The organism is Allobosea sp. P5_A5, assembly GCF_056400625.1.
Window position 1 is genome coordinate 525,805 of record NZ_JBFUKY010000003.1, and the last position, 20,240, is coordinate 546,044.

Here is a 20,240-nt window from a genome sequence, read left to right on the forward strand (position 1 = left end):
TGATGCGCCGCCTTGCGCTCATCCTCGCGCTTGCCTTGCTGCCGCTTATGCCGGCGCAGGCGGTGCAGCCGGACGAGGTGCTGAAGAACCCGGCGCTGGAGCAGCGCGCGCGGGGCATCTCCAGCGGCCTGCGCTGCCTGGTCTGCCAGAACCAGTCGATCGACGATTCCAATGCCCCGCTCGCCCGCGATCTGCGCATTCTGGTCCGCGAGCGGCTGACGGCTGGCGACAGCGACGAGGCGGTCACGGGCTTCGTCGTTCAGCGTTACGGCGACTTCGTGCTGCTGAAGCCGCCCTTCAATGCCCACACCGCGGTGTTATGGGGCGCGCCGTTCGCTATCCTGGCGCTGGCGATCGGGTTCGTCTGGCGCCGCGCGCGTCGTCAGCGGCAGCTTTTGGCCTCCACCGCAGCGCTTTCCACAGAGGAGCAAGCGAGGCTCGCCGCCTTGATCGATCGGCAGGATCACCCTAGCCGCTGAGCTTGCACGCCCTGAACAGCTCCTGGGAATAGGAAAGCCATCTTTCGCCTGCGATGGCATATCTGACATTGCCGCTAGGCGCAGGCTGAGGCGACGCGAAATTGGCGTAGACGCGCGCAAAACAGATCGCATCGGCACCGCGATAACCCCGCTCGGACGCCAGCTTGAACCCGAGGCGCTGTGCGACCCGGCTGGTAGCGGGTCCTGATCGAGCGGCCTCTCGCCTTGCCGCAATGTCGCTGAGCCGATCGATGCCGCAACGCGACCGCTGCTCTGCGTTATAAGCCGGCGTCGATGCCGCATACCATGAGCGACGCCCGCCAGGCGCCTCGACCACGACCGCGTGCTTGGCAAAAACCCGCGCATAGCATTCGGCATTCTGATAGCCGCGCGTTTCGGCGACGCGTAGGCCGGATTGATAGGCGGTTCGGTTCTGCGCGTGCGCTTCGCCTGCCACGCAGACCAATCCCAGCGAAACAATCCAGCTAAAACGCATCGCTCATCCCCAAAGCCGCGAGGCGATGGGTTGTTCATCGGCGACCACACGTCAAGCCGCGGGAGGGCTGCATCACGGGTTCGGCCCGAAAGTCTTACGAAATCGTCATCTTCAGGCCAAGGCCGGGTAAGGCGCCGGGTCCCATGGTGCTCCTCACGAGCAGGGAGGAACCCTGTCGCTGAATGAGGTTCTCAGGCCATGACGACACATCACACCAACCGGAAGACCCTTTTGCGGCGCGGCGCGCTGCTGGCAGGCACGGCCGTTCTCGGCATCGGCCTCGCGGCCGGTATCGCCGACAGCGCCTTCATGCAGAACGACCGCGCCATCGCGCAGCCGATCGAACTCTCTGGCACGCAGTCTCAGCTCCCCTCCTTCGCCAACCTCGTCGACAAGGTGAAGCCCGCCGTCGTCTCGGTGCGCGTCAAGACCGAGGTGGCCGCGGCCTCCGATGGCGGCCAGAATCTCGACGACCTGCCCCCGCAGCTGCGCCGGTTCTTTCGCGAGTTCGGCGGCGAGGAGGGCGGCAGCCGCCAGGCCAAGCCGAAGCCGCAGATCGGTATGGCGCAGGGCTCCGGCTTCTTCGTCAGCCAAGACGGTTACGTCGTGACCAACAACCACGTCGTCGAGCACGCCGTCGAGGTCCAGCTCGTCACCGATGCCGGCAAGACGCTGGATGCCAAGGTCATCGGCACCGATCCTCGCTCCGATCTCGCGCTGCTGAAGGTCAAGGACGGCGGTGACTTTCCCTATGTGAAGCTGGCGGATGGCAAGCCCCGCATCGGCGATTGGGTCCTGGCGATCGGCAATCCCTTTGGCCTCGGCGGCACCGTCACGGCCGGCATCGTCTCCGCCCAGGGCCGCGATATCGGCTCCGGCCCCTATGACGATTTCCTGCAGATCGACGCGCCGATCAACAAGGGCAATTCGGGCGGCCCGACCTTCAACGGCAATGGTGAGGTCGTCGGTGTCAACACGGCGATCTACTCGCCCTCCGGCGGCAATGTCGGCATCGCTTTCGCCATTCCGGCCTCGACGGTCAAGCAGGTCATCGATCAGCTCAAGAACGGCGGCAAGGTGGCTCGCGGCTTCATCGGCGTGCAGGTCCAGCCGGTGACCGACGAGCTGGCGGCGGCCATCGGGCTCAACGGCACCAACGGCGCGCTCGTCGCCGAAGCTCAGTCCGGCGGTCCGGCCGCCAAGGCGGGTATCCATCGCGGCGACACGATCACCGCGATCAACGGCGAGCAGGTGAAGGATGCGCGCGATGTCTCGCGCCGGATCGCGAATGTCGCGCCCGGCTCCAAGGTCTCGCTCACTCTTTTCCGCGAAGGTCGTTCCCGCGACGTGTCCTTCGAGGTCGGCCGCCAGCCGGCGGCCTGAACGCAAAGACAGCCGGTCGGAGAGCGATCTCAGCTTTCCGGCCGGGTGCAGGGCAGGCTTGGTCCGTCGGTTTCCTGTCGCCCCAGCCGAGGGACTTCGCCGTCGCGGCGGCAGGTCGGATGCGTATCGTCCGGCCTGCCGTTTTTTCATTTCTTGCGCTAGGCTTGGCCCATGCGACTCCTGATCGTCGAAGATGATGCCGAGGCTGCGGCCTACCTGACCAAGGCTTTCCGCGAAGTCGGCCATATCGCCGACCATGCCGTGGACGGCCTCGAAGGCTACGCCATGGCCGAAGGCGGCGGCTACGACGTGCTGGTCGTCGACCGCATGCTGCCCCGCCTCGACGGGCTTTCGCTGATCCGCTCGCTCAGGGAGCAGAAGGACGATACGCCTGCGCTGATCCTGTCCGCGCTCGCCCAGGTCGACGACCGGGTGAAGGGCCTGCGCGCCGGCGGCGACGATTACCTCCCGAAGCCCTACGCCTTTTCCGAACTGCTCGCCCGCGTCGAAGTGCTGGCCCGCCGCCGTGGCGCTCCCGCTTCCGAGCCCACGACCTACAAGGTCGGGGACCTCGTACTCGACCGCCTCGCACATCGTGTCACCCGCGAAGGCAAGGACATCCCGTTGCAGCCGCGCGAGTTCCGCCTGCTGGAATATCTCATGAAGCATGCCGGGCAGGTCGTGACCCGCACCATGCTTCTGGAGAATGTCTGGGACTATCATTTCGACCCGCAGACCAACGTCATCGACGTCCATGTCAGCCGCTTGCGCTCCAAGGTCGACAAGGGGTTCGAGCCCGTGATGATCCACACCGTTCGCGGCGCCGGATACATGGTCCGTGACGGCACGAGCTAATTCCTCCGAGCGCAAACGCCCGAAATTTCTGCCCACGCTGGTCCGCACGACCGCGTTCAAGCTGACGGCCGTCTATCTTCTCATCTTCGCGCTCTTCGCAGCCTTCGTGCTGGGCTATGTCGCCTGGAACGCGCAGCGGCTGCTCACCGACCAGATCCGCTCGACCATCGACGCAGAAATCCAGGGACTGGCCGAGCAGCAGCGGCTCGGCGGCATCCGCCGCCTCGTCAACATCGTCGAGCAGCGCTCGCGCGGGCCGGGTGCCTCGCTCTATCTCGTCACGACGCCGGTCGGCGAGCGCATCGCCGGCAATGTCGAGGCGATTCCACCCGGCACCCTCGACAAGACCGGCGAAAGCGAGATCGAATACGCGCGCACCAAGGATGCGATCGAGGCGCCGAGCCATGCCATCGTGCGCGTCTTCGTGCTGCCGGCTGGCTTCAGGCTGTTGGTCGGTCGGGATCTGGAAGAGCGCGAGCGGCTCGGGAGCGTCATCTGGCGGGCCATTGGCTGGTCGCTGGCGCTGGTCTTCACGCTCGGCTGTTTTGCCAGCTGGTTCGTGGCGCGCCGCGTGCTGCAGCGCATCGACGGCATGAGCGAGACCGCGCACGGCATCATGGAAGGCGACTTGAAGGGACGCCTCGCGATCACCGGCACCGGCGACGAGCTCGACCGTCTGGCGCTCAATTTCAATGCCATGCTCGACCGTATCGGTGAATTGATGGCCGGCATGCAGCAGGTCACCGACAACATCGCACACGACCTCAAGACGCCGCTGACCCGCCTGCGCAACAAGGCCGAGGAAGCGCTGCGCAATGCGAGTTCCCCCGACGAGCTCCGCGCCGCGCTCGACGGCGCGATCGATGAGGCCGACAACCTGATCCGCGTCTTCAACGCTTTGCTCATGATTGCGAGGCTCGAGGCCGGGAAAATCAGCGAAAACATCACCGAACTAGACCTGTCCGAGATCGTCTCCGGCATGGCCGAACTCTATGAGCCGCTCGCCGAGGAGGCGGGCTTGGCGCTGGTCGGCGATGTCGCGCCGGGTCTGCGGGTCGTCGGAAACCGCGAGTTGATCGGTCAGGCGCTGGCCAATCTGATCGACAACGCGCTGAAATACGCTCAGCCGGAGAGCGCCGAGATGCGAACCGTGACGGTTTCGGCCAAGCGGGAGGCTGGCGAAATCGCGCTTGGCGTCGCCGATGATGGTCCCGGCATTCCGGAGGCGGATCGCGGGCGCGTGCTCGACCGGTTCGTCCGGCTGGAAGCGAGCCGCACCAAACCCGGCTTCGGACTGGGACTCTCGACGGTCGCCGGAATCGTGCGGTTGCATGGCGGGCAGTTGCGGCTGGAGGACAATGCGCCGGGGCTGCGCGTCGTGATCTCGCTGCCCGCCGCCGAAGCGCGGGCGGCCGCCGATCCGAAACTGCTGGCGGCGCCAGAGCCTGTGGAAACAACCGGGCTCACCCTGCCGGCCGCCTCGACAGAGCCGCCGAACCCTGCTCGCTTGCCCTCCGTCTAACGGGGGAATGCTATGGCCGTGCCGCTCTGCGAAAGCCTGAACGCGGCACCCGTGCTGCCGGCGCGGGCCACAGCTGCCGCGCTCCTGACACGCGAGCTGCTCGAGCGTCTTCGCGATGATGCGGTCGTCGACGCGCTGTCGGGCCATTTCGCCGCTCATCCGAACAGTGCCGCCCTGATCGCGGGCGTGCTCGCACACTCGCCCTTCCTGACCCAGATCATGCGATTCGACCCCGAGGCGCTCCTGGCCTGCCTTACCCAGGCTCCCGAGATGCGGCGCGATGCCCTGCTCGCCGAGATGGAGGCTTTTGCGGCTGCCGGGTGCGAGACAGCCGATCTGATGCGCGAACTCCGCCGCTTCCGTCGCTCCATGGCGCTGCTGATCGCGCTTGCCGATATCGGAGGCGTCTGGGACGTAGAAACCGTGACCGGCGCCTTGACCGCGACGGCCGACAAAGCCGTTCGCCTGGCGACCGACCACGTCCTTCGCCAGGCCGCCGGTCTCGGCCGCATTGCGCTCGGCGATGCCGCGGACCCGGGCCGGGGTTCCGGCCTCGTCGTGCTCGCGCTCGGCAAGCACGGCGCCGGCGAGCTGAACTACTCCTCCGACATCGATATCGTGGTCTTTTTCGATCCGGACGCGGCGGAAGCCGCCGGCGTCGCCGAACCGTCGAGCTTATTCGTCAAGCTGACGCAGCAGGTCGCGCGCATCATCCAGGAGCGGACGCCCGACGGATACGTCTTCCGCGTCGATCTGCGCCTGCGGCCGGACCCCGCCTCCACCCATGTCGCGGTGTCGCTGCCCTCGGCCTACTCCTATTACGAGACGGTCGGTCAGAACTGGGAACGCGCGGCGATGATCAAGGCGCGGCCGGTTGCGGGCGACATCGCGCTCGGGCGGCGCTTCATTGCGGATCTCGCCCCCTTCATCTGGCGCAAATATTTCGACTTCGCGACCATCGCCGACATCCACGCGATGAAGCGCCAGATCCAGACCGTGAAGGGGCATGAGACCATCGCGGTCGCCGGCCATAACGTGAAGCTCGGGCGAGGCGGCATCCGCGAGATCGAGTTTTTCGTCCAGACCCAGCAACTCGTCTTCGGCGGGCGGCGGCCGGCTCTTCGCGGTCCGCGCACGCTCGACATGCTGAAGGAGCTGACGAGCGAGGGCTGGATCACCCCGCAGGCGCGCGACGAACTCTCACAATCCTATCGCTGGCTCCGCACCATCGAGCATCGTCTCCAGATGCGGCATGACGAGCAGACGCAGACGCTGCCCAAGGCGGCCGGCGATCTCGATGCCTTCGCCCGTTTCTGCGGGTTTGCGAATGCCGCCGCCTTCGGCAAAGCGCTGACCGGACACGCCAGGCGGATCGAAGGCCATTACGCCCTGCTTTTCGAGGAGGGGCCGAGCCTTGCCTCGGAGGTCGGTACCCTCAGCTTCACCGGCTCGGAGCCCGACCCGGAGACGCTCGAAACCTTGCGGAAGCTCGGCTTCCGTGACCCTAATACCGCTGCCGAGACGGTCCGGGGTTGGCATTTTGGGCGCCGACCGGCGGTCACCAGTGCCCGCGCCCGCGAGGTGCTGACCGAGCTAACGCCGGCGCTCCTCGTCACACTGGGTCGCACGGCCGATCCTGACGGCGCGCTGGCCCATCTCGACAATGCCTTTGTGCGGATGCCGGCAGCGGTCGAGCTTCTGACGCTGCTGCGCTCGCACGGTTCGCTGCTGACGCTGTTCGCCGAGATCCTCGGCAGCGCGCCACGCCTCGCCAAGGTCGCGGCGCTGCATCCGCATGTGCTGGACGGCGTCATCGATCCGGCCTTCGGCCAGGCGGCGTTGGACACCGAAACGCTGGAGCGACGAATCCGCGCCCATGTCGGCGCGCCTCCTCCGAGCGTCGAGGATGGGCTGGACCGTCTGCGGGATGCGGCCCGGCAGGAGAATTTTCTGGTCGGGGCGCGTCTGTTGTCGAGCGTTTATGACGCGCAGGCGGCAAGCGAGGCCTATTCGGCCGTGGCCGAGGCCTGCCTGCATGTGGCCTTTGATGACACCCGCACTGCCTTCATCGCCGATCATGGCATCGTCGCCGGCGCGGAAACGGTGGTGCTCGGCCTGGGACGGTTCGGCGCGGGCGCGCTGACGCCCTCGTCCGACCTCGACCTGATCCTGCTCTACGATCGCCCCGAAGATGCCGGGATGAGCGACGGACGCAAAAGTCTCGATCCCGTTACTTGGCATGTGCGCTTCACCCAGCGCCTTGTTGCGGCACTGACCGTGCCGACGCGGCGCGGCACGCTGTTTCAGATCGACATGCGCCTGCGCCCATCGGGCAACAAGAGCCCGGCGGCCACCCAGTTTTCGGGCTTTACGGCCTATCACGATGGCGAGGCTGAGATCTGGGAGGAGATGGCGCTGACCCGTGCCCGCATCGTCGCAGGCGATCCCGCCCTCGCACACCGGGCGACGGAAGCGATCCGGACCATTCTGGCGCGGCGCCGCGACCCCGCCAAAGTCGCGGCGGCGGTGGCGGACATGCGGGCCCTGATCGCGAGCGAGAAGGGCGAAAAGGACGGCTGGGACTTGAAGCTCGCAGCCGGCGGCCTGACCGATCTCGACTTCCTGGCTCAGTTCCTCGTCTTGGCCCACGCCGCCGATCACCCCGCGCTCCTGGTCAACGACACGGCCGCTGTCTTCGTCGCCGCGCGGGCTGCGGGATTGCTGTCGCAGGCTGATGCCTCGGTGCTTGGGGAGGCGCACCGCCTGATCGGAGACGTTCAGCTCTGGCAGCGCTTCACCGTCGAGGATGCGTTCGACCCCAAGGCCGTTCCGCCCCGCGTGCTGAAGCGTATCGCGACGGCAGTCGGCCGGCCGGATGCCAAGGTGCTGAAAGCCGAGCTCGACGAAGTCCGCCACGCGGTCAGGGCGATCTTCACGCGCGTGCTGGGCAAGGCGAGGAAGGTGGGCTAGCCGTCATTCACAGGCTCGACCCGAGAATCCATCGAGAAGAGTGCGGCCGCTTCTTTTAAAAGGATAGGCTTGAGTCAGGGCTCCGCATGACGAGGAATGCGGAACGAGTAAGCCTTAGGCCGCCTTTGCGACCACGCGTCCGACGCCACCATCCAGCGGCAGATGGATCATCACGATCGTGCCGGCACCGATGGCCGAGCGCAGCCTGAGCGAGCCGCCATGCAACTCGGTGAGCGAGCGGGCGATGGCCAGACCCAGCCCCGAACCCTGGTAGCGGCGCACGAGATCGCCCTCGACCTGCTCGAACGGCCGGCCGACCCGCTCCAGCTTTTCCTTTGGGATGCCGATGCCGGTATCCTCGATGAAGATATTGACCGCGCCAGGCACCAGCCGTGTGCGCACCGCGACCCGGCCGCCTTCGGGCGTGAACTTGGCGGCATTGTCGAGGATGTTCCCGAGGATCTGGTAGAGCGCGTGCGGGTCGGCGTCGATATGCGTGTCGGTCGGGCCTTCCACGGTAAAGACGAGCTGCTTGCGGTCGAGTTCAGGCTGAACCTTGCGGACGGCCTCGTCGAGCACCCGCCCAAGCGCGACCTCGCTGCGCTCCAGCCGCAGCCGGCCCGACTCGATGCGGGACATGTCGAGGATGTCGTCGATGATCCCGAGCAGGTAGCCGCCGCTGGAGCGGATATCATGGACATAATCGGCGTATTTTTCCCCGAGGGGGCCGAAAAGGCCGCTCTCCATGATCTCGGAAAAACCGATGATGGCATTGAGCGGCGTGCGCAGCTCATGGCTCATATTGGCGAGGAATTCGGATTTGGCGCGGTTTGCGCTTTCGGCGGTGGCTTTCTGTTCGAGATAGCGCTCCGCGAGGTCGGCGAGCTGCTGCGCCTGGGCCTCCAGCTTCTGACGGGAGGCCTTGAGATCGGTGACGTGCATCAGGAGCTGATGCTCCGATTGCGTGAGCCGCTCTTCCTGCTGCTTCAGCTTGGTGATGTCGGTGCCGACCGAAACCGAACCGCCATCCTTGGTGCGGCGTCCGTTGATCTGCAGCCAGCGCCCGTCCGACAGGCGCGCCTCGTAGGAGGCCGTGCCGCGCTGCGAGCGGGCGGGGTCGCGGTCGATCTGCGGCTGGGTGCTGGCACCCATGATCTCGGAATGACAGGTGCCGGGCACGAGCAGATCCGATGAAAGCTGGTGAAGCTGCTGATATTTGGCGTTGCAGAGGATCAGGCGATTTTCGGAATCCCACAGCACGAACGCCTCGGAAATGGCCTCGACCGCGTCGCGCAGGCGGGCATCGGCTGTGGCCGTGCGCTCGGCCATGCGGCGTTGCTCGGAGATGTCCACGACAATCCCGACCAGATGGCGCGACCCCGTGCGGCGATCGATCACGAGTTCGGCGCGGGCCTTGAGCCAGAGCCATTCACCGGTGGCGGCGCGGACGCGGAATTCCTGGTCGAGATAATTCGCTTCTCCACGGCTGATCGCGTCGGCGATCGCGTAGAGATCGACGTCCTCGTGATGGATGAACCCCATCACCTCGCCGAAGGACATGTATTCGCCGGCGCGATCATGGCCGAGCAGGGCATACATCGAATCCGACCAGTAGATGCGTCCCCGCGCAAGGTCCCAGTCCCACAGGCCGCAATGGCCGCGGTTGAGCGCCGTGTCGATGCGCTCGCGCACGCAGTCGCAATCCTGATCCGCCGCGCTGGCGCGCTTGGACTGCAGCATGAAGGCCAGCGTGGTCGTGGCGAGGACAAGGCCGGCGGCGCCGAACAGGATGCTCAGGCTCGTGCTGCGCTCGCGCCAGGCCGACAAGGCGCGCGACACCGGCTGCATCACCGCAACCTGGCCCAGCGGGCCGGCGAGATTGCGCACCGTCGCGAGGACTTCGAGCCCACCGGGCAGGGTGATGCGCAGGACGCCGGCGCGCTCGCCGAAGACGGTCAGCGGCTGCGATTGGCCGAGGAAGTCGATGAGGGTGCGCGGCGTCTCGCCGATCGACGGCTCGCTGGCGATGACATGGCCATCGGCATCGCTGACGTAGACGGTGCGGCCTCTCCCGGAGAGGTGCTTTGCGGCAAAGGAGGCCAGAACGGTGGCTGGTGCCTGGCCAGCCTGGGATGCGGCATCGAGATCTCGCGCCATGAGCGCCGAGAGGATTTCCATTTCGCTCGTGGCGTCGAGCACGGCGTCGTCCCGCATGGCGGTGTTCTGAACGAACGCGCCGGCGCTGAGGATGACGATGAAGAAGCCGACGAGAATCGGGATCGCCTTGCGAAAGGCGGGCTCCAAAGTCTCGAAGCGCTGATACAGGGGGTGGGTCATAGACCTTGCCACACCCAGAATCGTATCGGCGCGCGCAGTTGCGCACTCCGCGTTGGCACGCGACATGCCCGCTCCCCCTTCGGAAACTATACCGTCAGCAAGATCGGGAGACGTGCCGCATCTCCGAATCACCCCCAATTGAATCCGGACGGCGCCCTTTGTCCAGCCCTGAGTTGAGTCAGGAGTGCAGAATTCTCCTTAAGGTTGTGGTGCTTATCGAATGAATCCTGCGCGCGTAATGAACCGTTAATGTATTGGGCAGGCGAGCGTCTGCGCTCACTTCAGAGCCCGTTCGGCAATATCGGAAACGTCGCGCGACAGGCCGGCGGTTCGCGCCACCAGCCCCAGTGCATCCCGTGCCAGACGCTTCCGGACAGGCTCCAGCATCCGCCAGCTCTTGAACGATCCGAGCAGGCGCGAGGCGACCTGCGGATTGGTGCGATCGAGCGCCACGACCATGTCGGCGATGAAGGCATAGCCGGCGCCGTCGAGGCGGTTGAACTGGGTAAGGTTGGCCGCAAAGCCGCCGATCAGCCCTCGGATGCGGTTGGGGTTGCCCAGCGAGAAGGCGGGATGCTGCATCAGGCTTTTGACCCGGTCGAGCGTGCCCGCTTCCGGGATCAGCGCCTGCGCCATCAGCCATTTGTCGAGCACGAGAGGCTCGCCCGCATACGTCGCTGCGAACCGTCCCAGCAAAGCCTCGCGAGCCTCGCCCGGAATAAGCGTCATCGCGGCCAGCGCCGCCAGCCGGTCGGTGAGATTGTCGGCGCTGGCGAACTGATCTTCGCACAGTGCGGCGGCCTCAAACGGCGCGGCCAGAGCGGTCAGCCCGAGCAACTCGTTGCGCAGGGCGCGCCGACCGGCCGAGGCCGCGTCCGGGCTGAAGGATCGCTGGCTGGAAAGCGCCGCGCGCAAGGCGGGCAGAAGAGGCAGCAGCGCCTGGCCGATCGCGACCGAAAGGGCGCGGTGAGCCGCGAAGACGGCGTCCGGATCGACGTCGCGGCCGATCTCGCGCGCGATATCGGCCGGAGCCGGCAGTCGCAGAACCTGCGCGGCAAAGGCCGGGTCGGTGAGCGCATCCCGCTCCAGAAAGCCCGTCAGCGCCCGGCCAAGCTCTGCCGCGGTAGCGGACAAAGCGAGACGATCCGCATTCGGTCGGCCTGCGACCGTGAGCGCGCGGGTCGCGACGCTCTGCAGCGCCTGCCAGCGATTGAAGGAATCGCGATCATCGGCGAATTGCCGGATGAGCTCGGCGTCCGAAAGGTCGAGTTCCAGACGTGCGGGGGCCGAGAAACCGCGCAGCAGCGAAGGGATCGGATGCTCGGCGACATCGTCGAAATCGATCGAGAGCGAGGCGCCGTCGAGGATCACGAGCCCGTCGCCGGCATAGGCGGCAGCGCCGGTCTTCAGCGGCAGGTCCCCTTGCGCGCCGACGAGGCCGAGCCGGATCGGCAGGACCATCGGCTCTTTCTCGCTCTGCCCCGGCGTCGGCGGTGTGCTCTGCGCCAGCTCCAGCGTGTAACGCTGGGTTGCGGCGTCATAGCGCCCGGAGGCGACGATGGTCGGCGTCCCCGCCTGCTCATACCAGCGGGCGAAGTGGGCGAGGTCGCGGCCGGCGGCCTCGGCGAAGCAGGCCAGGAACTCCTCGATCGTCGCGGCAGTGCCGTCGCAGCGCTCGAAATAAAGCTCCATGCCGTGCTTGAAGGCCTCGTCGCCGATCAGCACCTTGAGCATGCGGATGATCTCCGCGCCCTTCTCATAGACGGTCGGCGTGTAGAAGTTGTTGATCTCCTTGTAAGCGCGCGGCCTGACCGGGTGGGCGAGGGGCCCCGCATCCTCCGAGAATTGGGTCGAGCGCAGGGTCCGTACATCGGCGATGCGCTTCACCGGCCGCGAGCGCTCGTCGGAGGAGAACTCCTGGTCGCGAAAGACCGTGAGCCCTTCCTTCAGGCAAAGCTGGAACCAGTCCCGGCAGGTGATGCGGTTGCCGGTCCAGTTATGGAAATACTCATGCGCGATGATCGCCTCGATCGAGGCGTAGTCGCCGTCCGTCGCTGTCAGCGGATCGGCCAGGACGTATTTGTCGTTGAAGATGTTAAGGCCCTTGTTCTCCATCGCCCCCATGTTGAAATCCGACACGGCAACGACATTGAACACGTCGAGATCATAGTTGCGGCCGAACACGCGCTCGTCCCAGCGCATGCACCGCACGAGCGAATCCAGCGCCCAGCCGGCCCGGCTTGCCTTGCCCGGCTCGACATAGACCGCGAGCTCGACCTTGCGGCCGTCCGCCGTCAGGTAATCCTGGCGGACATGGTCCAGCGCCCCGCCAACCAGGGCGAAGAGGTAGGCGGGCTTGGGGTGCGGATCGTGCCAGAGCGCGAAATGCCGGCTGCCGCCAGGCATCTCGGCGGAGGCGACGAGATTGCCATTGGAGAGCAGCACCGGCGCCTGCGCCTTCTCGGCTTCCAGCCGCACGGTGTAGACGCTCATCACGTCGGGCCGGTCGAGGAAATAGGTGATACGGCGAAACCCGTCCGCCTCGCATTGCGTGCAGTAGACCCCGGAGGACCGGTAGAGTCCCATCAGCTTGGTGTTGGCGGACGGGTCGAGCTCGGTCTCGATCGTCAGCGTGAATGCGCCTTGGGGCGGCTCATGGATCGTCAGGGTCTGAGGGCCGGCGGCATAGGCTTGCGTCTCGAGCGCGGACCCGTTCAGGCTGATCCCCTGCAGGTTGAGGTCGTCGCCATCCAGCACCAGCGGCTGGCCGGGCCTTCCCGCCGGGTTGGGCCGTAGCGCCAGCAGCGAGCGCACCCGCGTCCGCGTCGGATGCAGGCTGATGTCGAGATCGACGGTGTCGATCAGCCAATCGGACGGGCGATAATCCTCGAGGCGGATGAGCGGGGCGTCTTCGGTATTCATGGGAACCTTGCTGGCGGCAGGCAAAGCCAATCTTTAGCCGCTGCGTCTCCGGGCCGGAACCCCGGAGGGCGGCAGGCGGGCGCCGAGCGGCCGGGCTTGCCATGCCGCGCGGCCTCGTCCTGTATGGCTGCCCGGACGCGCAGCCGGCTGCGGCAGCGCTCTATTCCCGATCAACGAGGACGACCGATGCGATATCTCCACACCATGGTGCGCGTGACCGATCTCGACCAGGCACTGGATTTCTACGTCACCAAGTTCGGAATGGTCGAGACCCGCCGGATCGAGAGCGAAAAGGGCCGCTTCACCCTGGTCTTCCTCGCCGCCTCCGATGACGTGGCCGAGGCGCAGGCTGGTGCCTCGCGCGGACGCCCGACGCTGGAGCTGACCTATAACTGGGACCCGGAAACCTATACCGGCGGCCGCAATTTCGGCCATCTCGCCTATGAGGTCGACGACATCTATGCGACTTGCGAGAAGCTGATGAAGGCCGGCATCACCATCAACCGCCCGCCCCGCGACGGCAACATGGCCTTCATCCGCTCGCCCGACAACATCTCGATCGAGCTGCTGCAGAAGGGCGATGCGAAGGCCCCGGCCGAGCCCTGGGCCAGCATGCAAAACACCGGAGAGTGGTGAGCGCTTGGCCGGAGTCTTCTGTCTCGGCATCGCCACGCTGGACTATGTCTACAGCGTCGAGACGATGCCGACCCGTGGCGAGAAATATCGCTCGCGCGGGCTCGCCATCGTCGGCGGCGGCTGCGCCGGCAATGCCTCGGTCGCGATCGCCCGGCTCGGCGGCGCCTGCTGGCTGGCGACGCGCCTCGCGGACGACCTGACCGGCGACCGTATCGTCGCCGATCTCGAGGCGGACGGGGTCGAAACCCGCTTCGCCCGGCGCGTGGCGGGTCTGACGTCCCCGGTTTCGGCGATCCTCGTCGATGCCGAGGGCGAGCGAATGGTGATTTCCCATTCCGATCCGGCGATGCCCGAGGATGTCGCCTGGCTTCCCAAGGCGCTGCCGGTCGGTGCCGGTGCCGTACTGGCCGATACCCGCTGGGGGGAGGGCGCCCTGGCGGCGCTTCAGCTCGCGCGGAAGGCTGGCGTGCCCGGCGTATTGGACGGTGACCGCAAGCCGCCGCATCCCGACCTGGTCGAGACGGCAAGCCATGTCGCGTTCAGCCAGCAGGCATTGCGGGAGGTTTCCGGCGAGGATGATCCCGGCACTGGCCTTGCCAAGCTCGCACGCGGGGCGCGCAACTGGATCGCCGTCACGCTGGGCAAGGAGGGCGTGCTGTATTGGGATGGCGAGGTGCGCCACAGCGCCGCCTTCACGGTCGAGACGGTCGATACGCTGGGCGCCGGCGATGTCTGGCACGGCGCCTTTGCGCTGGCGCTCGCGGAAGGGCGCACCGAGCCGGATGCGATCCGCTTTGCCTCGGCGGCGGCCGCGATCAAATGCACACGCTTTGGCGGCCGCAGCGGCGCGCCTGGCCGCGAGGAGGTCGAGCGCTTTCTTGCAAGCCATGGCTGAGGCTCGAGGATTTTCGAAGATCAAGCCGTGGGCAGGCGATGCCCATCATTTGATCCCCCGTCGCCGGCAAGACGCTTGCTCAATAAACGGGCAGCATGACAATGAGGCTCTTGCTTGGGAGTGCCGATGTACGCGCCGCTTGTCCCGGCTGCCGATGACCCGCTCGTCCCGGCCTCCATCCGCGCGGATGGGGGCGTGCGGCTGCGTTTCGAGCGCCGGGGCGAGCGAACCGTCCGGATGGAGGTCGCCGAAGCCGGCGGTTATCGCGCCCGCTTCCCCGATACCTTTACGTCGTCCTGCGAAGCAGTCCTGATCAATACGGGCGGAGGCATGGCTGGCGGCGACCGGATGCGTGTCGCCATCGATGTCGGCGACGCCGCCGACGCGATCATCACCACCCAGGCGGCCGAGAAGATCTATCGCAGCCAAGGCTTCGAAACCGGCATCGAGACGGCGCTGACGATCGGCCGCGGCGCAAGCTGCAGCTGGATACCGCAGGAGAGCATCTTGTTCTCCGGCAGCCGGCTGCGCCGCTCCCTGACCATCGACCTTGCCGGGGATGCACGGCTCGTGGCCTGCGAATCCGTCTTTTTCGGGCGCAGCGCCATGGGCGAGAGGCTCGAACGCGGCTTTCTGAGGGACCGTTGGCGCTTGCATCGCGGCGGCCGGCTCGTCTTCGCAGATGATATGCGCCTCGATGGCCCGATCGACCGGCTGCTGGAGCGGCCGGCGATCGGCGGCGGCGCACAGGCTGCGGCGATGCTGCTGATGGCTGGCCCGGGCCTGGCGGAGCAACGCGACGCGGTGCGCGAGTTGCTGTCCCGCGAGGCGGATGTGGAGGGCGGTGCAGGACTTGTTGCGGATTGTCTCGTGGTCCGCCTCGTCTCCACGCGAGCGGACGCTTTACGTCGCGTTCTCGTCATGCTCCTGCGTCAAGTGACCGGTCGTGCGTTGCCGCGCACCTGGTCAACCTGAGGAAACCGACATGCTGCCGATCCAGGGTTTGAAGTGCATTTACGACACCGCCGGCCGCAGCTGGGCGATCGAGCTGGTCGTCAAGGCCGATGGCGAGGAGCTTTTGCGTCGTTTCGAGGTCGATAGCGCCGATGACGCCGAGATGTTGATCGACGCCTTCGAGAATTCCTCCGCCAGCACCTTCGACCCCGAGACCGGCGAGATCGTCTTCGGCTACGAATATCTCGACCTCGACGACGAGGACGAGGATGAAGACGACCTCGACGACGACGATCTGGACGAAGACGACGCGTCCGAGGAAGACGCCTCCGACGAGGACGACGGAAAGGACAAGGCATGAACCTGACGCCGCGCGAAAAGGACAAGCTGCTCGTCGCCATGGCCGCCATGGTCGCGCGACGACGCCTGGAGCGCGGCGTCAAGCTCAACCACCCAGAGGCGATCGCGCTCATCACCGACACGGTCGTCGAGGGTGCGCGCGATGGCCGCTCGGTCGCGGATCTGATGGAGGCCGGCGCGCATGTGCTGAGCGCCGATCAGGTCATGGACGGCATCGCCGAGATGATCCACGACGTGCAGGTCGAGGCGACCTTCCCGGACGGGACCAAGTTGGTGACCGTACACGAGCCGATCCGCGGCGCTTCGGGGCGTCTGCGGCCCGGCCAGATCGACACCCTGCCGGGCGATCTCGTCATGAACGAGGGGCGCGAGAGCCTGACGCTGACGGTCTCGAACACCGGCGACCGGCCCATCCAGGTCGGCTCGCATTATCATTTTTTCGAAGCCAACCCGGCGCTCGCCTTCGAGCGCGGTCTTGCCCGCGGTTTCCGTCTGGATATCCCGGCAGGCACGGCCGTTCGGTTCGAGCCGGGCCAGACGCGCGAGGTCAGGCTGGTGGCGTTGGCTGGGAAGCGCGAAGTCTACGGCTTCCGCCAGGATGTGATGGGTAAACTGTGACGACACCGAACGACGCCGAAGACAGATTCGGCACCCCGCCCTATTCGCCGCTGGAGCCCGCCGAACGGGGCGCTGTCGGCAAGAAGCGAGCCATCTGCGCCATTTCCGGCCACGAAACGGCGCGCAAGAACCTGGTCGAGGTCGGTACGCTACGCCCCGCGCTGGCCGACCATATCAGGCGCGACTATCCCGAAATCTCGGATGAGAGCCTGATCAGCGTCAAGGAGCTGGCGCGCTATCGCACACGCTATGTCGAGGAGATCCTGCGCGAGGAGCACGGCGAATATTCCGATCTCGACCGCGAGGTCGCCGAGAGCATCGCGCGGCAGGAGACCATCGCCGAAAACGTCGAGGATGATTTCGAGGAGCACCGCACGCTGGGCGAGAAGCTCTCGGACGGCCTCGCCACCTTCGGCGGTTCCTGGGCCTTCCTGATCAGCTTCGGCGTCGTTCTCGTCGGCTGGATGGGTCTCAACATCGCGCTCGGCGAGCAGCGCGCTTTCGATACCTACCCGTTCATCCTGCTCAATCTGGTCCTGTCCTGCATCGCCGCGATCCAGGCCCCGATCATCATGATGAGCCAGAAGCGCCAGGAATCGAAGGATCGGCTGCGGTCGCTGAACGACTATCAGGTCAACCTCAAGGCCGAGCTAGAAATCCGCCACCTGCACGAGAAGATGGACCATCTCGTCACCAAGCAGTGGCAGCGCCTGGCCGAGATCCAGCAGGTCCAGCTTGAGCTGCTGCAGGACGCGCAGGGTCGGAGGACGCCCCGGCCCAAGGTCGTGGTCAAGAAGGTCAGGAAAAAGCCGAAGGCCAAGCCGCGTCTGGCTGCGCCAGCGCCCGAGCTGAACGAAGCGGGCACGGAGAGCGCGGAGCCCGCCAAGCCGGATACGGCGGAAGGCTGAGCGAGACCGAAGCAGCCGGTTCGCCGCGGCTGACTGCGCTGAATCTTGCATCGACGGGCGGGCCGGCGTTTGCTGTCGCTTCGCCCGTTTCCGTTTGGTCCCGCACTCGTCGTCCTTGAGGCCAGCCCCATGCCTTTCGCCTTCCCGCGCAACGCCTACGCCGCGATGTTCGGCCCCACCACGGGCGACAAGGTGCGGCTGGGTGACACCGAACTCTGGATCGAGGTCGAGAGCGACTTCACCACCTATGGCGAGGAGGTGAAGTTCGGCGGTGGCAAGGTCATTCGCGACGGCATGGGCCAGAGCCAGGTGCGCAACGCCGACGGCGCGGTCGACACCGTCATCACCAACGCGCTGATCCTCGACCATTGGGGCATCGTGAAGGCCGATATCGGCATCAGGGCCGGGCGCATCTGCGCCATCGGCAAGGCCGGCAATCCCGACATCCAGGACGGTTTCGGCAATTTCGATCCGACCGAGACGATCATCGTCGGGCCCGGCACCGAGGTCATCGCCGGCGAGGGCAAGATCGTCACCGCCGGCGGCTTTGACAGCCACATCCACTTCATCTGCCCGCAGCAGATCGAGGATGCGCTGATGAGCGGGCTCACCACCATGCTCGGGGGCGGCACCGGCCCGGCGCACGGCACGCTGGCGACGACCTGCACGCCCGGCCCCTGGCATCTCGGCCAGATGATCCGCGCCGCCGATGCTTTCCCGATGAACCTCGCCTTCGCCGGCAAGGGCAACGCCGCGCTGCCCGGTGCGCTCGCCGAGATGATCGAGGCCGGCGCCTGCGCGATGAAGCTGCACGAGGACTGGGGCACGACCCCGGCCGCGATCGACAACTGCCTCTCCGTCGCCGACGATTACGACGTGCAGGTGATGATCCACACCGACACGCTGAACGAATCCGGCTTCGTCGAGGACACCATCGCCGCTTTCAAGGGCCGCACCATCCACGCCTTCCACACCGAAGGCGCTGGCGGCGGGCACGCGCCCGACATCATGAAGGTGGCGGGCCTGCCCAACGTGCTGCCCTCCTCGACCAACCCGACCCGACCCTTCACGGTCAATACGCTGGACGAGCATTTGGACATGCTGATGGTCTGCCATCACCTGTCGCCGTCGATCCCGGAGGACCTCGCCTTCGCCGAAAGCCGCATCCGCAAGGAGACGATAGCGGCTGAGGATATTCTGCACGATCTCGGGGCGCTCTCGATGATGTCCTCGGATTCGCAGGCCATGGGCCGCGTTGGAGAGGTCATCACCCGGACGTGGCAGACCGCGCACAAGATGAAGGTTCAGCGCGGGGCCCTGCCGCAGGATGTCGGCACCGGCGCCGATAATTTCCGCGCCAAGCGCTATGTCGCGAAATACACGATCAATCCGGCCATCGCCCACGGGATTTCGCGCCATATCGGCTCGATCGAAATCGGCAAGCTCGCCGATCTTGTCATCTGGTCGCCGGCTTTCTTCGGGACGAAGCCTGACCTCGTCATCAAGGGCGGCATGATCGCGGCGGCCCCGATGGGGGACCCCAACGCTTCGATCCCGACGCCGCAGCCGGTGCATTACCGGCCGATGTTCGGCGCTTTCGGCAAGGCGGTGACCTCGACCTCGCTGGTTTTCGTCTCGCAGGCGGCTCTAGCCAACGGGCTCAAAGGGCGGCTCGGCACCGACAAGGAGATGGTCGCGGTCGAGAACACCCGCGGCGGCATCTCCAAAAAAAGCATGATCCACAACGATGCGACGCCCGATATCCGGATCGACCCGGAAACCTATGCTGTCGTGGCCGATGGCGAGCTTCTGGTCTGCGAGCCCGCCAAGGAGTTGCCGCTGGCCCAGCGCTATTTCCTCTTTTAAGGCCTGAGGCGCGCCGGCAGGAACAGCGCCCGTCTCTCCAGCGTTCTGAACGATGACGTAAGGGAGGCAACCATGTCGAACCATGACGATCAGGTAGGCAAAGGCCAGCCGGAAGCGCTTGCGACCTTCGCGGCCGCAGCGCGCGGCGATGGCGTCAAACCCGATGCTATCGGGCTGAACGCCACGGCCGAGACGGCGGCGCTGCCGACCTCCCCGGACAAGAAGGCTGAGGCAGCGACGAAAGTGCTGCGCGAAGGCGTCACCGGCAAGGACGAGGGCGCCGAAGAAGCCGTCGAGGCGTTGCCGGATCGCACCCGCGACACGGCCTGACCGTCGTCGTTGCCGCAGTACCGAGCCAACGCTCGCGCCGACGGCTATGGACGGCGAAGCTCAGGCTGCCTGAAGCAAGGGCGTAAGCTTTTTCGCCGAATCCTTGGCGGCACCCACCGATGCCTGCCTTTGCTCAGGCCCGTAAGCGAGCCCTTCGGCGCGCACAATCTCGATGTCGGTCACGCCGAGGAATCCGAAAACCCCCCGCAGATATTTCTCCTGGAAGTCGTTGGGTTCGTGTGGTGCGCCCGGCGAATAGATTCCGCCGCGCGAGCTGGCGATGATGATGCGCTTCCCACCCGCGAGACCCTCGGGCCCGGTTTCGGTGTAGCGGAAGGTCTTTCCGGCGATCGCGATGCGGTCGATCCAGGCCTTGAGCTGCGAAGGCACGCCGAAATTATACATCGGCGTGCCGATGACGACGATGTCGGCGCTGAGGAAGCTATCCATGATCGCAGCACCGTCGGCGAGTTCCTCGGCATAGGCCCCGACATCGCCGGCGCCGGCCCCAGCGGCGAGATAGCCTGCCGAGAGATGCGGCACGGGGTCCGCCGCAAGGTCGCGGTAGGTCACGGCAAGATCGTTTTCGGTCTCGCGAAGCCGGGCTACGACTGCGGCTGAAATCTCTCGGCTGGCCGAGTTGTCACCGAGAATGCTGGAATCGAGATGAAGCAGTTTCATGATCAGGCTCCGTGGTATATGTTTGATA

Annotated in this window: 17 protein-coding genes; 13 read left to right on the forward strand and 4 right to left on the reverse strand. The window is 66.2% G+C overall.

Translation table 11 applies throughout. From position 1 onward, the window contains the following. The first annotated feature begins 2 nt into the window (after positions 1-2). On the forward strand, positions 3-479 hold the full coding sequence (locus AC1DR6_RS09335; protein WP_476828916.1) for a cytochrome c-type biogenesis protein: 477 nt from the start codon (positions 3-5) through the stop codon (positions 477-479). Here the strand turns inward: AC1DR6_RS09335 and AC1DR6_RS09340 are convergent. Then, complete coding sequence (locus AC1DR6_RS09340) at positions 469-936, reverse strand: hypothetical protein (RefSeq protein WP_476828917.1); 468 nt, start codon at positions 934-936, stop codon at positions 469-471. The two genes, AC1DR6_RS09335 and AC1DR6_RS09340, sit on opposite strands and share 11 nt — an antisense overlap. A gap of 237 nt (positions 937-1,173) precedes the next feature. On the opposite strand from AC1DR6_RS09340, the gene AC1DR6_RS09345 reads away from it, so the two are divergent. From AC1DR6_RS09345 to AC1DR6_RS09360, 4 genes are all read left to right on the forward strand, one after another. Beyond that, positions 1,174-2,358, forward strand: a complete 1,185-nt coding sequence (locus tag AC1DR6_RS09345; protein WP_476828918.1) for a trypsin-like peptidase domain-containing protein — start codon at positions 1,174-1,176, stop codon at positions 2,356-2,358. Positions 2,359-2,529: 171 nt separating this feature from the next. After that, a complete protein-coding gene (locus AC1DR6_RS09350; RefSeq protein ID WP_476828919.1) occupies positions 2,530-3,213 on the forward strand; it encodes a winged helix-turn-helix domain-containing protein in 684 nt (227 codons plus the stop codon). Further along, entirely contained in the window at positions 3,197-4,735 is a 1,539-nt protein-coding gene (locus tag AC1DR6_RS09355) for a sensor histidine kinase (protein ID WP_476828920.1), read from the forward strand. Before AC1DR6_RS09350 ends, AC1DR6_RS09355 begins: the two co-directional genes overlap by 17 nt. A gap of 12 nt (positions 4,736-4,747) precedes the next feature. Next, complete coding sequence (locus tag AC1DR6_RS09360; RefSeq protein ID WP_476828921.1) at positions 4,748-7,705, forward strand: bifunctional [glutamine synthetase] adenylyltransferase/[glutamine synthetase]-adenylyl-L-tyrosine phosphorylase; 2,958 nt, start codon at positions 4,748-4,750, stop codon at positions 7,703-7,705. Between the two features lie 114 nt (positions 7,706-7,819). Here the strand turns inward: AC1DR6_RS09360 and AC1DR6_RS09365 are convergent, their stop codons facing one another. Together AC1DR6_RS09365 and pepN are read right to left on the reverse strand one after the other, a co-directional pair. Next, on the reverse strand, positions 7,820-10,042 hold the full coding sequence (locus AC1DR6_RS09365) for a PAS domain-containing sensor histidine kinase (RefSeq protein ID WP_476828922.1): 2,223 nt from the start codon (positions 10,040-10,042) through the stop codon (positions 7,820-7,822). Positions 10,043-10,318: 276 nt separating this feature from the next. Then, on the reverse strand, positions 10,319-12,964 hold the full coding sequence (pepN, locus tag AC1DR6_RS09370) for an aminopeptidase N (protein ID WP_476828923.1): 2,646 nt from the start codon (positions 12,962-12,964) through the stop codon (positions 10,319-10,321). A gap of 186 nt (positions 12,965-13,150) precedes the next feature. On the opposite strand from pepN, the gene AC1DR6_RS09375 reads away from it, so the two are divergent. The 8 genes from AC1DR6_RS09375 to AC1DR6_RS09410 all read left to right on the forward strand — a co-directional run bounded on the left by AC1DR6_RS09375 (position 13,151) and on the right by AC1DR6_RS09410 (position 19,531). Continuing rightward, on the forward strand, positions 13,151-13,600 hold the full coding sequence (locus tag AC1DR6_RS09375) for a VOC family protein (protein WP_476828924.1): 450 nt from the start codon (positions 13,151-13,153) through the stop codon (positions 13,598-13,600). A gap of 4 nt (positions 13,601-13,604) precedes the next feature. Continuing rightward, positions 13,605-14,495 carry a PfkB family carbohydrate kinase gene (locus tag AC1DR6_RS09380; RefSeq protein WP_476828925.1) on the forward strand — a complete coding sequence of 297 codons (891 nt, stop codon included), beginning with the start codon at positions 13,605-13,607 and terminating at the stop codon, positions 14,493-14,495. Between the two features lie 126 nt (positions 14,496-14,621). Further along, on the forward strand, positions 14,622-15,470 hold the full coding sequence (locus AC1DR6_RS09385) for an urease accessory protein UreD (RefSeq protein WP_476828926.1): 849 nt from the start codon (positions 14,622-14,624) through the stop codon (positions 15,468-15,470). A gap of 10 nt (positions 15,471-15,480) precedes the next feature. Further along, a complete protein-coding gene (locus tag AC1DR6_RS09390) occupies positions 15,481-15,810 on the forward strand; it encodes a hypothetical protein (RefSeq protein WP_476828927.1) in 330 nt (109 codons plus the stop codon). Continuing rightward, on the forward strand, positions 15,807-16,427 hold the full coding sequence (locus tag AC1DR6_RS09395) for an urease subunit gamma (RefSeq protein ID WP_476828928.1): 621 nt from the start codon (positions 15,807-15,809) through the stop codon (positions 16,425-16,427). The genes AC1DR6_RS09390 and AC1DR6_RS09395 overlap by 4 nt, the downstream gene beginning before the upstream one ends. Next, positions 16,424-17,335: a DUF1003 domain-containing protein gene (locus AC1DR6_RS09400; protein WP_476828929.1), complete on the forward strand. Its 912-nt coding sequence runs from the start codon at positions 16,424-16,426 to the stop codon at positions 17,333-17,335. The genes AC1DR6_RS09395 and AC1DR6_RS09400 overlap by 4 nt, the downstream gene beginning before the upstream one ends. Before the next feature lie 129 nt (positions 17,336-17,464). Beyond that, positions 17,465-19,201 (forward strand): urease subunit alpha, encoded by a 1,737-nt coding sequence (ureC, locus tag AC1DR6_RS09405; RefSeq protein WP_476828930.1) that lies wholly within the window; start codon positions 17,465-17,467, stop codon positions 19,199-19,201. Positions 19,202-19,273: 72 nt separating this feature from the next. Then, positions 19,274-19,531, forward strand: coding sequence for a hypothetical protein (locus AC1DR6_RS09410; RefSeq protein WP_476828931.1), 258 nt, complete (start codon positions 19,274-19,276; stop codon positions 19,529-19,531). 60 nt (positions 19,532-19,591) lie between these two features. Here the strand turns inward: AC1DR6_RS09410 and AC1DR6_RS09415 are convergent, their stop codons facing one another. Further along, complete coding sequence (locus tag AC1DR6_RS09415) at positions 19,592-20,212, reverse strand: FMN-dependent NADH-azoreductase (RefSeq protein ID WP_476828932.1); 621 nt, start codon at positions 20,210-20,212, stop codon at positions 19,592-19,594. Between the last annotated feature and the right edge of the window lie 28 nt (positions 20,213-20,240).

Excerpts from the sequence above, each read along its gene's own strand:
- AC1DR6_RS09375 (WP_476828924.1), top strand. The coding sequence starts at position 13,151 with ATGCGATATCTCCACACCATGGTGCGCGTGACCGATCTCGACCAGGCA.
- pepN (WP_476828923.1), bottom strand. The coding sequence starts at position 12,964 with ATGAATACCGAAGACGCCCCGCTCATCCGCCTCGAGGATTATCGCCCG.
- AC1DR6_RS09395 (WP_476828928.1), top strand. The coding sequence starts at position 15,807 with ATGAACCTGACGCCGCGCGAAAAGGACAAGCTGCTCGTCGCCATGGCC.
- AC1DR6_RS09385 (WP_476828926.1), top strand. The coding sequence starts at position 14,622 with ATGTACGCGCCGCTTGTCCCGGCTGCCGATGACCCGCTCGTCCCGGCC.
- AC1DR6_RS09335 (WP_476828916.1), top strand. The coding sequence starts at position 3 with ATGCGCCGCCTTGCGCTCATCCTCGCGCTTGCCTTGCTGCCGCTTATG.
- AC1DR6_RS09415 (WP_476828932.1), bottom strand. The coding sequence starts at position 20,212 with ATGAAACTGCTTCATCTCGATTCCAGCATTCTCGGTGACAACTCGGCC.
- AC1DR6_RS09350 (WP_476828919.1), top strand. The coding sequence starts at position 2,530 with ATGCGACTCCTGATCGTCGAAGATGATGCCGAGGCTGCGGCCTACCTG.
- AC1DR6_RS09410 (WP_476828931.1), top strand. The coding sequence starts at position 19,274 with ATGTCGAACCATGACGATCAGGTAGGCAAAGGCCAGCCGGAAGCGCTT.
- AC1DR6_RS09345 (WP_476828918.1), top strand. The coding sequence starts at position 1,174 with ATGACGACACATCACACCAACCGGAAGACCCTTTTGCGGCGCGGCGCG.
- AC1DR6_RS09365 (WP_476828922.1), bottom strand. The coding sequence starts at position 10,042 with ATGACCCACCCCCTGTATCAGCGCTTCGAGACTTTGGAGCCCGCCTTT.
- AC1DR6_RS09390 (WP_476828927.1), top strand. The coding sequence starts at position 15,481 with ATGCTGCCGATCCAGGGTTTGAAGTGCATTTACGACACCGCCGGCCGC.
- ureC (WP_476828930.1), top strand. The coding sequence starts at position 17,465 with ATGCCTTTCGCCTTCCCGCGCAACGCCTACGCCGCGATGTTCGGCCCC.
- AC1DR6_RS09360 (WP_476828921.1), top strand. The coding sequence starts at position 4,748 with ATGGCCGTGCCGCTCTGCGAAAGCCTGAACGCGGCACCCGTGCTGCCG.